A 14,324-nucleotide genomic window follows, 5' to 3' on the forward strand; every position below is an offset into this window, starting at 1 on the left:
CGCATCATGGCAAAGACGAGGCTTACGTCGATAAATCAGAGCCAATCCGGCACGGAATCGAGTGCCAGCAATTCCTCATAGGTGCGGCGCGGCCGGATGATATGATAACGGTCGCCATCCACAAGCACTTCCGGCACCAGAAGGCGGCTATTATAGGTGCTCGACAGAACCGCGCCATAAGCCCCGGTCGTGCACACGGCGATCAGATCGCCCGGCGCAGGCTTCGCCACTTCACGATCAAGCCCGATATAATCGCCGGTTTCGCAAACAGGCCCCACGAAATCGGCGCGAATGCGCGGCGCGTTGTCGGCTGGCACCCTGACCGGCTTGATCTCGTGAAAAGCCTCGTAAAGCGTGGGGCGGATGAGGTCGTTCATCGCCGCATCGACGATAATGAAATTCTTCGCGTCGCCTTCCTTCACGAAGATGACTTCCGTCACCAGAAGCCCGGCATTGCCGACGATCAGGCGCCCCGGCTCGAACAGGGTTTTCAGGCCCAACGGCTTGATGTGCCTTGCAACGATTTCCGCATAGGCCACCGGCAGCGGCGGAGGATTGTTGTCGGTGCGATATGGAATGCCAAGCCCGCCGCCGACATCGACGTGGCGGATATTGTGGCCGTCAGCCTGCAATTCCTTGACCAGTTCCGCCATCAGCGCAAAGGCATTGTCGAAGGGTTCGAGATCGATGATCTGGCTGCCAATATGCATATCGATGCCGACCACATCCAGACCGGGCAGGCTGGCCGCGCGCGCATAGGCTTCGCGCGCCTTGACGCGGGGAATGCCGAATTTGTTTTCGGATTTTCCGGTCGAAATCTTGGCGTGGGTTTTTGCGTCCACATCCGGGTTGATGCGCAGCGATACGGATGCTCTCTTGCCAAGCGTTACAGCGCGGGCAGAGAGTATTTCCAGCTCCGGTTCCGATTCAACATTGAAGCAGTAGATGCCTGTTTCAAGCGCGAAATCCATCTCCTGCGGCGTCTTGCCGACGCCGGAAAAGACGATTTTGTTTGCTGGAATGCCTGCGGCGAGCGCACGACGGATTTCGCCTTCCGAGACCGTATCGGCGCCCGCGCCAAGCTTCGCCAGCGTCTTCAACACTGCCAGATTGGAATTGGCCTTCAACGCATAGGCGACCAGCGTGTCCATATCGGCGAAAGCTTCGCTGAAAACGCGGTAATGGCGCTCGATAGTAGCGCGGGAATAGACGTAAAAAGGTGTACCGACAACCTTCGCGATTTCAGGAAGGCCGACATTTTCGGCGTGAAGCACGCCGCCACGATATTCGAAATGATTCACGGGAAACAGCCCCCTGTCAGGTCAAGGATTACAATAGCTTGTCGAGAATGAAGGGCTTGTCTTCCTTCGGCTTTTCAATCGTGCGGCCCTGATCGTTGGTGATCGTCGCGGCTGGCGGCGGCTCAAGCGGTCCCTTGCGTCCGCAGGCGGCGAGTGTAGCCGCAAGCGCTGCGATCAGAAGCACGGAGGAAATGGCGGAGCGGCCTGTCATCAGCTTTGTTCCCTGAAATCTGTCTATGGGGTTAGCTCTAACCCAAAATAATCGAAAGTGAAATCGCTCTTAATCGAGTTCGAAAGTTGCGATCACCGGCACATGATCGGAAGGGCGCTCCCATCCGCGCGCTTCGCGCAATATCTGCAAGCCTTTTATATCGCCCTCAAGGTCAGCGGAACCCCAGATATGATCGAGCCTGCGACCGCGATCCGACACGTCCCAGTCCTTGGCCCGGTAACTCCACCATGTAAAGATTTTCTCATCCGCCGGAATGAGGTGGCGCATAAGGTCGCTCCAGCCGCCCTTGACGCGCAGATCTTCCAGCGTTTCCGTCTCGATCGGCGTGTGGCTGACGATCTTGAGAAGCTGCTTGTGCGACCAGACATCGTTTTCCAGCGGCGCAATATTGAGATCGCCCACCAGAAGCGATGAATAGCCGTCCGGCTTCTGCGCGACGATAGCCCGCATTTCCTCAAGGAAGGAAAGCTTGTGGGCAAATTTCGGATTGATTTCAGGATTGGGCTCGTCGCCGCCCGCAGGCACGTAGAAATTATGGATGCGCAGCTTCTTGCGCCCCGCTTCCACCACGGCGCTCAAATGGCGGCAGTCGCCCATGTCGCAAAAGCCGATCTTTTCGACTTCGCCCAACGGATGCCGGGAAATGGTCGCGACGCCATGATAGCCCTTCTGGCCGCTGATTTCGACGTGCTCATAGCCGAGCGCGCGGAACGGCTTGAACGGAAACAGATTGTCGGGACATTTGGTTTCCTGGAGACACAGAACGTCCGGCTGGTAATCGCGCAGGAACTGCTCGACCAACGGCATGCGCAGGCGCACGGAATTGATATTCCAGGTAGCAACGGAAAAACCCATGGGAAAGACTCGCGACAATCAGAAGATGGTCGCGAAACTAACCATTTATTGGATGAATGCAACCACGCTCGAAAGGATCAGCGCTGCTTGGTTTTCGTCGCGATGCGCTTGTAATCAATCTTGAACATATCGTCGGTGAAACGCACGCCGGTGCGCAGGTTGAAAACCATCACTGTGGTATCAAGATTCTGCGCGTCGGTGATCGTCCACTGCTTGAGCTCGAAATTATTCGGATCAAACATCATCGTGATGGTCGAGTTGCCGAACATCGATTTGTCGCCGACTACCAGCGTCGTCATGTCCGGCTCCTGCTTCACGCTTTGGAGACGACCGCCGCCCAGATTGATGCGGTCGGCGAGAAGCATGTTGAGCGGCGTGGTCGAAAGTGCATAGAGGTCCCACGTATCGAGCTTGCGATTGTTGATGACCACCTGATTGCCGTCGGAAATCACGCGGATGGGCGAATTATTGTAGTTGAATCGAATCTTGCCCGGACGCTCGATATAGAATGTGCCGCCGGTCTGCTCGCCCTTGGGGCCGAACTGCACGAATTCTCCCGTCATGGTGCGCACTGCCGAGAAATGATCGGCGATCTTCTGCGCTGCCGCCGCACCGCTGACGCCCTGTGCCATGGCCGCACCCGGCACAAAAGCAGGCATGGCAACGCCGAGCGCCAAGGCTCCTGCAGCCGCTACTACCGCAAGACGTCCGGCTTTTGCCCAGGCAGAGAGACGGGCGCGAAACGGGGAGAATATCATCGACAAACCTTTTCTTTTTCTCACTTTTTCAGGCTAATGCGCTACTTTGTCTCTAGTGTGGCAGGCCTGGCCCCAGGGCCGTCGAGATTGCCGCTCTGGCACAGACGCTAAAATTCGTCGTCCTCGGTCGGCACCAATATCTCGCGCTTGCCCGCATGGTTGGCCGGGCTGATGATACCCTCCTCTTCCATGCGCTCGATGATCGAGGCAGCGCGGTTATAGCCGATGCCGAGACGACGCTGGATATAGGAAGTCGACGCCTTCTTGTCGCGCAGCACCACAGCCACCGCCTGATCGTAAGGGTCGTCGGAATCCTCAAGGCTGGAGGTTCCGTCGGGGCCGCTGCCGCCCTCATCTTCTTCATCCTCGGTGATCGCATCAAGATATTCCGGCACGCCTTGCAGCTTGAGGTGCTGAACAATACGCTCGACTTCGTCGTCGCCCACGAAAGGCCCGTGCACGCGCTGTATACGCCCGCCGCCCGCCATGAACAGCATATCGCCCTGCCCCAGCAATTGTTCGGCGCCCTGCTCGCCCAGAATCGTGCGGCTGTCGATCTTCGACGTGACCTGAAACGAAATACGGGTGGGGAAATTCGCCTTGATGGTGCCGGTGATGACATCGACCGACGGGCGCTGCGTCGCCATAATGACATGGATGCCCGCCGCACGCGCCATCTGCGCCAGCCGCTGCACCGTGCCTTCAATATCCTTGCCCGCAACCATCATCAGATCGGCCATTTCGTCGATGATGACGACAATATAGGGCATGGGTTCGAGATCGAGCTGCTCGGTCTCATAGACCGCCTCGCCGGTATTGCGGTCGAAGCCGGTCTGCACGGTGCGCTCGATCTGCTCGCCCTTCTTCTGCGCCTGACCCACGCGCTGGTTGAAGCCGTCAATATTGCGCACACCGAGTTTCGACATCTTGCGATAGCGGTCTTCCATCTCGCGCACGGTCCATTTGAGCGCCACGACCGCCTTCTTCGGATCGGTCACGACCGGCGTCAGCAGATGCGGAATACCGTCATAAATGGAGAGTTCCAGCATTTTCGGGTCGATCATGATCAGGCGGCATTCATCCGGCGTCATGCGATAAAGCAGCGACAGGATCATGGTGTTGATGGCCACCGACTTGCCGGAGCCGGTGGTGCCTGCCACCAGCAAATGCGGCATCTTGGCAATATCGGCAATCACCGGCTCGCCATTGATCGTCTTGCCAAGCGCCAGAGCGAGCCTTGCTTTCGATTGCTCGAAATCGCGACTGGCCAGCATTTCGCGCAGGTAGACCATTTCGCGCTTCTGGTTGGGAAGCTCGATCCCGATCACATTGCGACCCGGAACCACCGCCACGCGCGCGGCAATGGCACTCATGGAGCGGGCAATATCATCGGCAAGGCCGATGACGCGCGACGATTTGATACCCGGCGCAGGCTCAAGCTCATAAAGCGTAACCACCGGTCCCGGTTTTACATTAATGATCTCACCGCGCACGCCGAAATCTTCCAGCACGCCTTCAAGCAGCCGAGCATTCTGCTCCAGCGCATCGCGCGAAAGCGTCGCATCACGCTGCACGAGCTTGGGTTCGGCAAGGAAATGCAGCGCGGGCAATTCGAATGCACCGCCTTCTTTAAGGAATGAAGGCTGCGCCTCGCGCTGGATGCGCGCACCCTTCCGCGGCGTGGGCGCGCGTTCTCCCACCCGCGTCTTGCCGCGCGCAGGCGGCGCGTCGTGCCACTCCTGCCCGGCAAGCGGGGCATCATCCATATCGAAAGGCGGCTCGCCCTCGTCGGGTCCATCGAACCCCGGCTCGCGGCGCAGCCCATTGCGCGTTTGCGCATCACGTATATCGTCGAATTCATTATCGCGCGGCTTGCGGCGACCCAATCCTGTAAGGCGCTTGAAGCTCGCCGATATGCTCAACGCCATATGGGTCAGCGCGCCGATCACCTGGAAACCGCCGCCGGAAACGGCTTCCTCGTCGCCCTCGCTATCATCATCTTGAGCTGTGGCACGCGGGGCCACCGGCATTGCAGGATTGACCATCGAATGACTGCCGCCGATTATGCCGCTGGCAAACAGGCACAGCCAGAGCGCGGGCACGGCCAGCACCAGCGCAATAACCGATGCGATTGTTCCCTGCGGAAATTCACCCAGAAACATTCCGGGAATGCGCAGCATCATATCGCCGAAAACGCCGCCAAGCCCGATCGGCATCGGCCAGCTTTCGGGCACGGCAAAACAGCTTGCAATTGCAGCAAACAGCAATGCTGCACCCAACCATGCGAAGCTGCGCTTACCCATCCGCCCGATATTTCCGCGCGTAACCAGCAGTAAAGACCACACCGCCAGCGGCAGCAGAGCAGGCACGCTGGCCAGTCCGAAGAACTGCATGGCGAGATCGGAAAAGACCGCGCCCGGATAGCCGAGCGCATTGGTGACAGGATTGCCGGTGGCATGGCTGAAGCTTGGATCGGCCACATTCCATGTCGCCAGCGCCCCGACAGCCATAGCCGCCAGCGCAAGCAGTGCCAGTCCCAGCAGGATATAGATCTGCCTGCGGAAAATATTTACCAGCCTTAGCCTGTCTTCTGAAATCCGCTCGTCACGCAGCGGGTATGAGGGCGAATATCCTTGCCGCATATAGCCTGTCCCGAACCGTCTGATCGCCCCCGGCCAAACGCCGGGAGCACAATGAATCGGGCCGATCCTAGAACAGCGATGGTTAATTCCCCATTAACCATGCATCCCATCCGCCATCAGGCTATTGCACGGACTCGCCATGCAGGGCGATATCCAGGCCTTCGATCTCGGCCTGCTTGCCCGGACGCAGCCCCATCACGGCCTTTACCGCGTAAAGGATGATTGCGGTTGCAACCGCGGTATAGGCGACGGTAACCGCCGCGCCGAAAAGCTGCTTGGCTACGCTTGCATCGGCGGAAGCGGGATTGATGGCCGCATCGGCAAACACGCCAGTCAGGATTGCGCCGACAAAGCCGCCGACCCCATGCACGCCGAAAGCATCGAGAGAATCGTCATAGCCCAGCACATGCTTGATCCTGACCGCTGCGGCGTAGCAGACCGCACCTGCAATAACACCCAGAATGAGCGCGCCGGTCGGATTGACGAAACCGGCAGCAGGCGTGACGGCAACAAGACCGGCCACCGCACCCGAAATGATGCCGAGAATGCTGGGCCTGCCCGAAATCGCCCATTCCACGAACATCCAGGCCAGAGCAGCGCCTGCGGTTGCGACCTGCGTATTGAGCATGGCGACGGCGGCAAGAGAATTCGCGCCTAAGGCCGAACCGGCATTGAAACCGAACCAGCCGACCCAGAGCAGCGCCGCGCCGATGACCGAAAGAACAAGATTATGCGGGGCCATATTCGTGTGGCCGTAACCGTCACGCTTGCCGATGATGAGCGCTGCGACGAGACCAGCGACACCGGCATTGATGTGCACCACCGTACCGCCCGCAAAATCGAGCACGCCGTCCGAGCCAAGGAAGCCGCCGCCCCAGACCCAGTGTGCGACGGGGATATAGACGATGAACAGCCATAGCGTCAGAAAAACCAGCATGGAAGAAAACTTCATACGTTCGGCGAAGGAACCTGCAATCAGCGCCGGGGTAATGATCGCAAAGGTCATCTGGAAGGTGATGAAGAGATATTCGGGAATGGTGCCGGTGAGCGATTCCATTGTCACGTCCGCAAAGAACGCTTTCGACAAGCCGCCAATATAGGCATTCATCACGCCGCCATCGGTAAAGGCCAGCGAATAGCCTGCGACCATCCATAATACCGACATAAGACAGGCGATGGCGAAGCTCTGCATCACCGCCGAGAGCACGTTTTTCTTGCGCACCATGCCGCCATAGAAAAGCGCAAGGCCCGGAATGGTCATCATCAGGACCAGCGCGGTCGAGATCAGCATCCATGCCGTGTCCCCCGTATCCAGCGCCGCTACCGGGCCGGCACTTTCCTGCGCCAGCGCCCCGCCTGCGGAAATGAGCAGCGCGGAAAGTGCTCCCAGCGCCGCTTGCCTGTTTCTTCCTGTCATGAACATAGAATTTCTCCATAATAGCGGCTTCCAAGCGCGCCTGCGCCAGAAAGTCCATTCAAACAGGGAGAAACAAGAATCATGCCAGTTGCTCAAAAGCCTGCACAAACAACAGAAAAGACCGGCGGCGTCCGGTTCTGCTGCGCAATTGCGGCGCGCGCTTTCTTACATCATTGCGTAAATTTTAACCGTGCATCGGAGGTCTGATTGTTTTTTAATCACGCCTTTCCTCATGCACACGGATCAATCCTTCCTGTGCGACAGAGGCGATCAGCACACCGTCGCGCGTATACAGCGCGCCGCGATTGAAGCCGCGCGCACCAGAAGCGCTTGGCGTATCCTGCGTATAGAGCAGCCAGTCATCAAGCCGCGACGGGCGATGAAACCACATCGCATGATCAAGGCTTGCTGCCTGCAATTCACGGTCGAAAATGCTGCGGCCATGCGGGTGCAGCGAAGTATCGAGCAGCGTCATATCTGATAGGTAGGCAAGAATTGCCGCCTGAAGCGCGCGATTATCCGGCACGATTCCTTTGGCGCGCACCCATACATGCTGGCTGGGCGGCAACTTCTCGCGCGAGAAATAATGCGTGAGCGAAACGGGCTTGATCTCGATGGGCCGCTCTCGCTCCCAATATTTGCGCACATTGGCGGGTGCCAGATGCAGATATTTCTCCTTGAGATCGTTATCGCCCACCAGTTCTTCGGGCATCGGCAGTCCTTCAGGCATGGCGATCTGGTGATCGAGCCCGCCCTCATCGATCTGGAACGACGCCGAAAGCGTAAAGATCGCCTTGCCATGCTGCTTGGCCAGCACGCGCCTTGTGTTGAAGCTGGAACCGTCACGGATGCGGTCGACTTCATAAATAATCGGAATCTCCGGATCGCCCGGACGGACGAAATAGGCATGCAGCGAGTGCACATGGCGCTGTGCATCAACCGTGCGCTGGGCTGCGATCAGCGCCTGCCCAATGACCTGCCCGCCAAAGACCCGCTGCCAGCCGACCTGCGGACTGTTGCCGCGAAAAAGGTCCATTTCCAGCGTTTCGAGATCAAGGGTGGAAAGAAGCACCTCCATTGCCGCGGTCTGTTTCGGTAGAGCCAAACGTGACTTTTCATCATGGGACATGGACAGCCTCTCCCCTGCGATCTTATATGGGCGTATATTGCGGATGAAATGTTTGGGCCTGCACGATGGAAGCTGTCAAGCAAAAGGCCAGTGATCTGAAGGGAAAAGCGATGTCTGCCGGAAAGAAGCACGAAATAACGGACAGCAACGATGTGGTGATCGCGGGCGGCGGCTATGTCGGCCTCGTCACCGCCGTCGCGATCAAATCCGCAGCCCCGCATCTCTCCGTCACCGTAATCGACGGCGCGCCTGCGGGGGCGTGGAAGACCGATCCGCGCGCCTCCTCCATCGCTGCTGCGGCCTCGCGTATGCTCGAAAAGATCGGCTGCTGGCATGAGATCGTCGCGCAGGCACAGCCCATAACCGAGATGGTTATCACCGATTCGCGCACCTCCGATCCGGTACGCCCGGTTTTCCTCACCTTTGCCGGTGAGGTGAACCCCGGCGAGCCCTTTGCCCATATGGTGGAAAACCGCGTGCTCAACACCGCGCTCCACAACAGGGCGGACGACCTGGGCATCATCTTCATCGAAGCCGTGAATGTCGAGAGTTTTGAAACCGGCCCGGAAGCGGTCGCAGTCAGGCTCGGCAATGGCGAAACGCTGCGCACGCGCCTGCTGATCGCAGCCGATGGCGCCAGATCGCGCCTGCGTGATCTGGCGGGCATCAAAACCGTCAACTGGGATTACGGCCAGTCGGGCATTGTCTGCAATGTCGCCCATGAGCATCCGCATAATGGACGCGCCGACGAGCATTTTCTGCCTGCCGGTCCTTTTGCGATTCTCCCCCTGCCCGGCAATCGCAGCTCGCTTGTCTGGACCGAGCGCACCGCCGAAGCCGAACGCCTGATTCGCGCCGACGATTTCGTCTTCGAGGCCGAACTTGAACAGCGCTTCGGCCATCGCCTTGGCGCGCTGACGGTCGAAGGCCCGCGCCGCGCCTTCCCGCTTGGCCTCACTTTGGTCCGCGAATATGTCAAGCCGCGTTTCGCCCTTGTCGGCGACGCCGCTCACCGCATTCATCCAATTGCCGGTCAGGGCCTGAATCTAGGCTTCCGCGACGCCGCAGCCATTGCCGAGATCATTGTCGAAACCGACCGGCTGGGCCTCGATATCGGCTCCTTCGCCGCCCTTGAGCGCTACCAGAGCTGGCGCCGCTTCGACACGGTGCAGATGGGCGTTACGACCGATGTGCTGACCCGGCTTTTCGCCAATGACAATCCCGCCATCCGCTCCGTTCGCGATATCGGCCTCGGTCTTGTCGACCGGGTTCCGAGCCTCAAATCCTTTTTCATCAAGCAGGCTGCCGGGCTTTCGAGCGATATACCCCGCCTGTTGCAGGGCGAGTCGATTTAAGACCGGGGCAGCACTGGAAGCAGCCTGCAAGCGCCCTATGTCGCAGGGAGCAACCGATCGAGAGGAGCTTCCCATGGACAGAAAAGCAACCGCCGTCTGGCAAGGCACACTCAAGGAGGGCAAGGGTGCGCTGACCACGCAAAGCGGCGCGCTCAAAAACCTTCCCTATGATTTCAAGGCCCGCTTCGAGGATGAAAGCGGGCAGGCGGGCACCAATCCGGAAGAGCTTCTGGGTGCTGCCCATGCCGGCTGCTTTGCAATGCAGCTTTCCGCCTTCCTCGCCGAACACGGCACGCCCGCTGAAAAGCTGGAAGCCACCGCGACCGTCAGCGTCGGCCCCGCTTCGGGCGGCGGTTTTGCGATCAGCCGCAGCGCACTGACGCTCAATGCCAGCGTCCCCGGCATTTCCGCCGATGACTTCAACAGGCTGGCCCAAAAGGCCAAGGAATCCTGCCCGCTCTCAAAAGCGCTGGGCGCAATCGAAGTCACGCTCGACGCAAAACTGAATTGAAACTATTTTATGGAGGGCTGGCCACAGCCTTCCATATTTTATTCATTTTTCAGACCGGATTTTTCGAATGCAAAGGCCTTTTGCAATTGCTACCCTGTTGCTTACCATGATAACCGCTCCCTCCCATGCCGTAACGGCACATGAAAAACTCGATGCGCAGCAGCGCGACATCGGCACGACTGCATTTACGGCGCACGACTACCGGCCCGGTACAGTGCAGCATATCGTGCTGTTTCGCTATAAGAACTCCGTGACGCCTGCCCAGATCAAGGAGACGCGCGAGCGCTTCCTCGCGCTGAAGGATGAGGCCCGGCGCGATGGAAAGCCCTATATTCTGCGCCTTGAAGCGGGCGCGCAGAACAGCGGCGAAGGCGTCGATCACGGCTTTCAGGAAGGCTTTATCGTCACCTTCGCATCCGAGGGCGACCGCAATTACTATGTCGGCACACCGGTCGTGAGCGATCCCCGCTTCTATGACGCGGCCCATCAGCGCTTCAAAGATTTTGTCGGCCCGCTTCTTGCGGAAAAGGATGGCGTTCTCGTATTCGATTTCAACGCGTCCGAAGCATAGCTATTCCGGCAAGTGGCAGACGGCCTCAATATTATGCCCATCGGGGTCGATCACGAAGGCTGCGTAATAATCAGGATGATATTGCGGGCGCAGCCCCGGCGCGCCATTGTCGCGCCCGCCCGCTGCAAGGGCCGCTTCATGAAAGCGGTTCACTTCCGAACGCGTTCCGGCTGAGAAGGCGACATGCAGAACACCTTCCAGCCTTGCATCCTTCTGCTTGCCGATCCAGAATTCCGGCTTGCCGTTGCGGCCATAGCCGACCCACCCCCGAAATTCCATGATCTGCGCAATGCCAAGTGGCGCGAGCGCTGCATCGTAGAATGCACGCGATCTGGTCATTGTGGAAATATTGAAGCCGATATGATCGAGCATAATGGTCTTCCTCATGAATACCGCACTAAAGCAGATATTGGCGGAACCGCAAAGATCAAGCCTTCCCCCAATGGTCTCGCCGCCAAACAAGAAAGGGAAGGCACGAGCCTTCCCTTTTTAACTGTGATCTGAATTGCCGCGATTACACGCGGCGCTCGACCATCATCTTCTTGATTTCGGCAATCGCCTTGGCCGGGTTCAATCCCTTGGGGCAGGTCTGCGTGCAGTTCATGATCGTGTGGCAGCGATAGAGCCTGAACGGGTCTTCGAGATTATCGAGACGTTCGCCTGTGGCTTCGTCGCGGCTGTCGATCAGCCAGCGATAGGCCTGAAGCAGCACAGCGGGACCAAGATAACGGTCGCCGTTCCACCAGTAGCTCGGGCACGAGGTCGAGCAGCAGGCGCACAAAATGCACTCGTAAAGTCCGTCGAGCTTGGCGCGGTCATCATGGCTCTGCAACCATTCCTTCTGCGGCTCCGGCGACACCGTCTTGAGCCATGGCTCTATGGAACGATGCTGGGCGTAGAATGTGCTCAAATCCGGCACGAGGTCCTTCACCACCGGCATATGCGGCAGCGGATAGACCTTGATGGAACCCTTGATCTCGTCCATGCCCTTGGTGCAGGCCAGCGTGTTCGCGCCATCGATATTCATCGCGCAGGAACCACAAATGCCTTCGCGGCAGGAGCGGCGCAGCGTCAGCGTCGGATCGATCTTGTTCTTGATATAGAGCAGACCATCCAGCACCATCGGGCCGCAATCGTCGCGATCGACATAATAGGTGTCGATGCTCGGATTGGCGTCGTCGTCCGGCGACCAGCGATAGATACGGAATTCCGTGACATGCTTGGCCCCATCCGGGCGCGGCCAGGACTTGCCTTCCTGCATGCGGGAATTCTTGGGAAGTGCGAGTTCAACCATTGCTCATTCCCCCGATTAATAAACGCGCTTCTTGGGCGCAATCTTCGCAAGCTCAATGCCGCCTTCATCTTCCGTGGTCAACGGATCGAGATGAACAGGGCGGTAATCGAGCCTCACATCGCCATCGGGCGAAAGCCATGACAGGCTGTGCTTACGCCATTCGGCATCGTTACGATCTGGAAAATCCTCATGCGCATGGGCGCCGCGGCTTTCCTGACGGGCTTCTGCCGAAACCACAGTAGCCATGGCATTGGCCATCAGGTTTTCCAGTTCAAGCGTCTCCACCAGATCGGAATTCCAGATCATTGAGCGGTCGCTCACCTTGAGGTCCGGCAGTTCGTGCCAGATCTGGTGCATACGCTCGACGCCCTGTTTGAGCGATTCGGATGTGCGGAACACGGCTGCATCTTCCTGCATGGTGCGCTGCATCTTTTCACGCAGCACGGCAGTCGTTGTCGAGCCATTGGCATAACGCAGGCGGTCGAAACGATCCATGATCTGTTCGCAGGCTGCTTCGTTGATGTCGGGAATTTTCGATTCACGGTCGATGACCTGACCGGCGCGGATTGCAGCAGCGCGACCGAACACGACAAGATCGATCAGCGAGTTGGAGCCGAGACGATTTGCGCCATGCACCGATGCACAGCCCGCTTCGCCGACGGCCATCAGGCCGGGCTGGACACGATCTGGGTCTTCTGCGGTCGGGTTGAGCACTTCGCCCCAATAGTTGGTCGGAATGCCGCCCATATTGTAGTGAACTGTCGGTAGAACCGGGATCGGCTCCCTGGTAACATCGACGCCCGCAAAAATCTTGGCCGATTCCGAAATACCCGGCAGGCGCTCATGCAGAACAGCCGGATCGAGATGGTCGAGATGCAGGAAGATATGGTCCTTGTCGCGGCCCACACCGCGCCCGGCACGGATTTCCATGGTCATGCAGCGCGAAACCACGTCGCGCGAGGCAAGGTCCTTGGCCGAAGGGGCATAGCGCTCCATGAAACGCTCGCCTTCGGAATTGACCAGATAGCCGCCCTCGCCGCGCGCGCCTTCGGTAATCAGGCAGCCCGCGCCATAAATGCCGGTCGGATGGAACTGCACGAATTCCATATCCTGAAGCGGCAGGCCGGTACGCGCCACCATGCCGCCGCCGTCGCCGGTGCAGGTATGGGCGGAGGTCGCCGAGAAATAGGCGCGGCCATAGCCGCCCGTCGCCAGAACCACCATCTTGGCGGAGAAGCGATGGATCGTGCCGTCATCCAGGTTCCATGCCACGACGCCGGTGCACACACCATCGGTCATGATGAGATCGAGCGCGAAATATTCGATGAAGAACTGCGCATTGTGCTTGAGCGACTGGCCGTAAAGCGTGTGCAGGATGGCGTGGCCGGTACGGTCGGCAGCGGCACAGGTGCGCTGCACCGGAGGGCCGTCACCAAAATTCTGCATATGGCCGCCGAAAGGACGCTGGTAGATCTTGCCTTCTTCGGTACGCGAGAACGGCACACCGTAATGTTCCAGCTCATAGACGGCCGCAGGCGCTTCCCGCGCCAGATATTCCATGGCGTCCGTGTCGCCGAGCCAGTCCGATCCCTTGACGGTATCGTACATATGCCACTGCCAGCTATCCGGTCCCATATTTCTGAGCGAGGCGGCGATACCGCCCTGTGCGGCAACTGTGTGCGAACGGGTCGGGAAAACCTTGGTGATGCAGGCGGTCTTCAACCCTTGTTCGGCCATGCCAAGCGTGGCGCGCAGACCCGCGCCGCCGGCGCCAACCACCACCACGTCAAATTTATGATCGACAAACTTGTAGGACTTACCGCCCGCAGCAGGCGCCGCGTTATTTATTGCACTAGCCATCGGGCTATCAACCTCCGAAGCTCAGCTTGAGGATCGCATAGAGGCTGGCAAAACCGACCACCACCGTAAAGAAGGTGTTCAGCATCACCAGCACGACTTTCATGCCTTCGCCGTGAATATAATCTTCAATAATAACCTGCATGCCAAGGCGCATGTGATAAACGCCGGTCAGGACGAAAAGTGCCATCACCAGTGCTGTGAGCGGATGGGCAAGAACAGCCTTCACTTCCGCATAGCTTGCACCATTGAGCGAAATAACCAGACCTATGAAAAACAGGACCAGCGGAACAAGTGCCACAGCACTCATGCGCTGGAACCAGAAATGGCCGGTGCCTTCCTTGGCTGACCCCAGCCCGCGAACCTTGCCCAAAGGCGTACGCATATCGTTCATTTCAGATA

At 58.7% G+C, this 14,324-nt stretch carries 15 protein-coding genes; 4 read left to right on the forward strand and 11 right to left on the reverse strand.

Annotation, left to right across the window (positions count from 1 at the left end; genetic code table 11):
- Positions 1 to 35: 35 nt before the first annotated feature.
- From lysA to tesB, 7 genes are all read right to left on the reverse strand, one after another.
- On the reverse strand, positions 36 to 1,301 hold the full coding sequence (gene lysA / locus KUG47_RS00360; protein WP_217675975.1) for a diaminopimelate decarboxylase: 1,266 nt from the start codon (positions 1,299 to 1,301) through the stop codon (positions 36 to 38).
- Positions 1,302 to 1,329: 28 nt separating this feature from the next.
- Positions 1,330 to 1,512, reverse strand: coding sequence for an LPS translocon maturation chaperone LptM (gene lptM / locus KUG47_RS00365; RefSeq protein WP_217675976.1), 183 nt, complete (start codon positions 1,510 to 1,512; stop codon positions 1,330 to 1,332).
- A 69-nt stretch (positions 1,513 to 1,581) separates the two neighbouring features.
- A complete protein-coding gene (locus tag KUG47_RS00370; protein WP_217675977.1) occupies positions 1,582 to 2,388 on the reverse strand; it encodes an exodeoxyribonuclease III in 807 nt (268 codons plus the stop codon).
- A gap of 77 nt (positions 2,389 to 2,465) precedes the next feature.
- Positions 2,466 to 3,146, reverse strand: a complete 681-nt coding sequence (locus KUG47_RS00375; RefSeq protein ID WP_217675978.1) for an outer membrane lipoprotein carrier protein LolA — start codon at positions 3,144 to 3,146, stop codon at positions 2,466 to 2,468.
- A gap of 107 nt (positions 3,147 to 3,253) precedes the next feature.
- Positions 3,254 to 5,788 carry an FtsK/SpoIIIE family DNA translocase gene (locus KUG47_RS00380; RefSeq protein WP_217675979.1) on the reverse strand — a complete coding sequence of 845 codons (2,535 nt, stop codon included), beginning with the start codon at positions 5,786 to 5,788 and terminating at the stop codon, positions 3,254 to 3,256.
- Positions 5,789 to 5,909: 121 nt separating this feature from the next.
- Positions 5,910 to 7,211 (reverse strand): ammonium transporter, encoded by a 1,302-nt coding sequence (locus tag KUG47_RS00385; protein WP_217675980.1) that lies wholly within the window; start codon positions 7,209 to 7,211, stop codon positions 5,910 to 5,912.
- A gap of 208 nt (positions 7,212 to 7,419) precedes the next feature.
- The gene (tesB, locus tag KUG47_RS00390) at positions 7,420 to 8,334 is read right to left on the reverse strand and encodes an acyl-CoA thioesterase II (protein ID WP_217675981.1); all 915 of its coding nucleotides are present in this window, start codon (positions 8,332 to 8,334) and stop codon (positions 7,420 to 7,422) included.
- Positions 8,335 to 8,444: 110 nt separating this feature from the next.
- Between tesB and KUG47_RS00395 the strand changes: the two genes are divergently transcribed.
- From KUG47_RS00395 to KUG47_RS00405, 3 genes are all read left to right on the forward strand, one after another.
- Positions 8,445 to 9,689, forward strand: a complete 1,245-nt coding sequence (locus KUG47_RS00395) for a ubiquinone biosynthesis hydroxylase (RefSeq protein ID WP_217675982.1) — start codon at positions 8,445 to 8,447, stop codon at positions 9,687 to 9,689.
- A 73-nt stretch (positions 9,690 to 9,762) separates the two neighbouring features.
- Complete coding sequence (locus KUG47_RS00400) at positions 9,763 to 10,200, forward strand: OsmC family protein (protein WP_217675983.1); 438 nt, start codon at positions 9,763 to 9,765, stop codon at positions 10,198 to 10,200.
- Between the two features lie 67 nt (positions 10,201 to 10,267).
- Positions 10,268 to 10,771 (forward strand): Dabb family protein, encoded by a 504-nt coding sequence (locus KUG47_RS00405; RefSeq protein ID WP_217675984.1) that lies wholly within the window; start codon positions 10,268 to 10,270, stop codon positions 10,769 to 10,771.
- Here the strand turns inward: KUG47_RS00405 and KUG47_RS00410 are convergent, their stop codons facing one another.
- Entirely contained in the window at positions 10,772 to 11,143 is a 372-nt protein-coding gene (locus tag KUG47_RS00410) for a VOC family protein (RefSeq protein ID WP_217675985.1), read from the reverse strand. It abuts the gene before it with no gap.
- On the opposite strand from KUG47_RS00410, the gene KUG47_RS00415 reads away from it, so the two are divergent.
- Entirely contained in the window at positions 11,132 to 11,275 is a 144-nt protein-coding gene (locus KUG47_RS00415; RefSeq protein ID WP_217675986.1) for a hypothetical protein, read from the forward strand. The genes KUG47_RS00410 and KUG47_RS00415 overlap by 12 nt on opposite strands.
- A 10-nt stretch (positions 11,276 to 11,285) precedes the next feature.
- Here the strand turns inward: KUG47_RS00415 and KUG47_RS00420 are convergent, their stop codons facing one another.
- From KUG47_RS00420 to sdhD, 3 genes are read right to left on the reverse strand one after another with little or no spacing between them, the layout of a single operon-like run.
- Positions 11,286 to 12,065, reverse strand: coding sequence for a succinate dehydrogenase iron-sulfur subunit (locus KUG47_RS00420; protein WP_185916948.1), 780 nt, complete (start codon positions 12,063 to 12,065; stop codon positions 11,286 to 11,288).
- A gap of 15 nt (positions 12,066 to 12,080) precedes the next feature.
- A complete protein-coding gene (sdhA, locus tag KUG47_RS00425) occupies positions 12,081 to 13,925 on the reverse strand; it encodes a succinate dehydrogenase flavoprotein subunit (protein WP_217675987.1) in 1,845 nt (614 codons plus the stop codon).
- Positions 13,926 to 13,932: 7 nt separating this feature from the next.
- Complete coding sequence (gene sdhD / locus KUG47_RS00430) at positions 13,933 to 14,316, reverse strand: succinate dehydrogenase, hydrophobic membrane anchor protein (RefSeq protein WP_217675988.1); 384 nt, start codon at positions 14,314 to 14,316, stop codon at positions 13,933 to 13,935.
- Between the last annotated feature and the right edge of the window lie 8 nt (positions 14,317 to 14,324).

It is taken from the genome of Falsochrobactrum tianjinense (assembly GCF_019100495.1).
Taxonomy (GTDB): Bacteria; Pseudomonadota; Alphaproteobacteria; order Rhizobiales; family Rhizobiaceae; genus Brucella; species Brucella tianjinense.

What these genes read in the sequence shown, in the direction of transcription:
- KUG47_RS00395 (WP_217675982.1), top strand. Translation starts at nt 8,445, where the DNA reads ATGTCTGCCGGAAAGAAGCACGAAATAACGGACAGCAACGATGTGGTG.
- tesB (WP_217675981.1), bottom strand. Translation starts at nt 8,334, where the DNA reads ATGTCCCATGATGAAAAGTCACGTTTGGCTCTACCGAAACAGACCGCG.
- KUG47_RS00400 (WP_217675983.1), top strand. Translation starts at nt 9,763, where the DNA reads ATGGACAGAAAAGCAACCGCCGTCTGGCAAGGCACACTCAAGGAGGGC.
- KUG47_RS00405 (WP_217675984.1), top strand. Translation starts at nt 10,268, where the DNA reads ATGCAAAGGCCTTTTGCAATTGCTACCCTGTTGCTTACCATGATAACC.
- KUG47_RS00385 (WP_217675980.1), bottom strand. Translation starts at nt 7,211, where the DNA reads ATGTTCATGACAGGAAGAAACAGGCAAGCGGCGCTGGGAGCACTTTCC.
- KUG47_RS00420 (WP_185916948.1), bottom strand. Translation starts at nt 12,065, where the DNA reads ATGGTTGAACTCGCACTTCCCAAGAATTCCCGCATGCAGGAAGGCAAG.
- KUG47_RS00380 (WP_217675979.1), bottom strand. Translation starts at nt 5,788, where the DNA reads ATGCGGCAAGGATATTCGCCCTCATACCCGCTGCGTGACGAGCGGATT.
- KUG47_RS00415 (WP_217675986.1), top strand. Translation starts at nt 11,132, where the DNA reads ATGATCGAGCATAATGGTCTTCCTCATGAATACCGCACTAAAGCAGAT.
- KUG47_RS00375 (WP_217675978.1), bottom strand. Translation starts at nt 3,146, where the DNA reads ATGATATTCTCCCCGTTTCGCGCCCGTCTCTCTGCCTGGGCAAAAGCC.
- lptM (WP_217675976.1), bottom strand. Translation starts at nt 1,512, where the DNA reads ATGACAGGCCGCTCCGCCATTTCCTCCGTGCTTCTGATCGCAGCGCTT.
- KUG47_RS00370 (WP_217675977.1), bottom strand. Translation starts at nt 2,388, where the DNA reads ATGGGTTTTTCCGTTGCTACCTGGAATATCAATTCCGTGCGCCTGCGC.
- sdhD (WP_217675988.1), bottom strand. Translation starts at nt 14,316, where the DNA reads ATGAACGATATGCGTACGCCTTTGGGCAAGGTTCGCGGGCTGGGGTCA.
- KUG47_RS00410 (WP_217675985.1), bottom strand. Translation starts at nt 11,143, where the DNA reads ATGCTCGATCATATCGGCTTCAATATTTCCACAATGACCAGATCGCGT.
- sdhA (WP_217675987.1), bottom strand. Translation starts at nt 13,925, where the DNA reads ATGGCTAGTGCAATAAATAACGCGGCGCCTGCTGCGGGCGGTAAGTCC.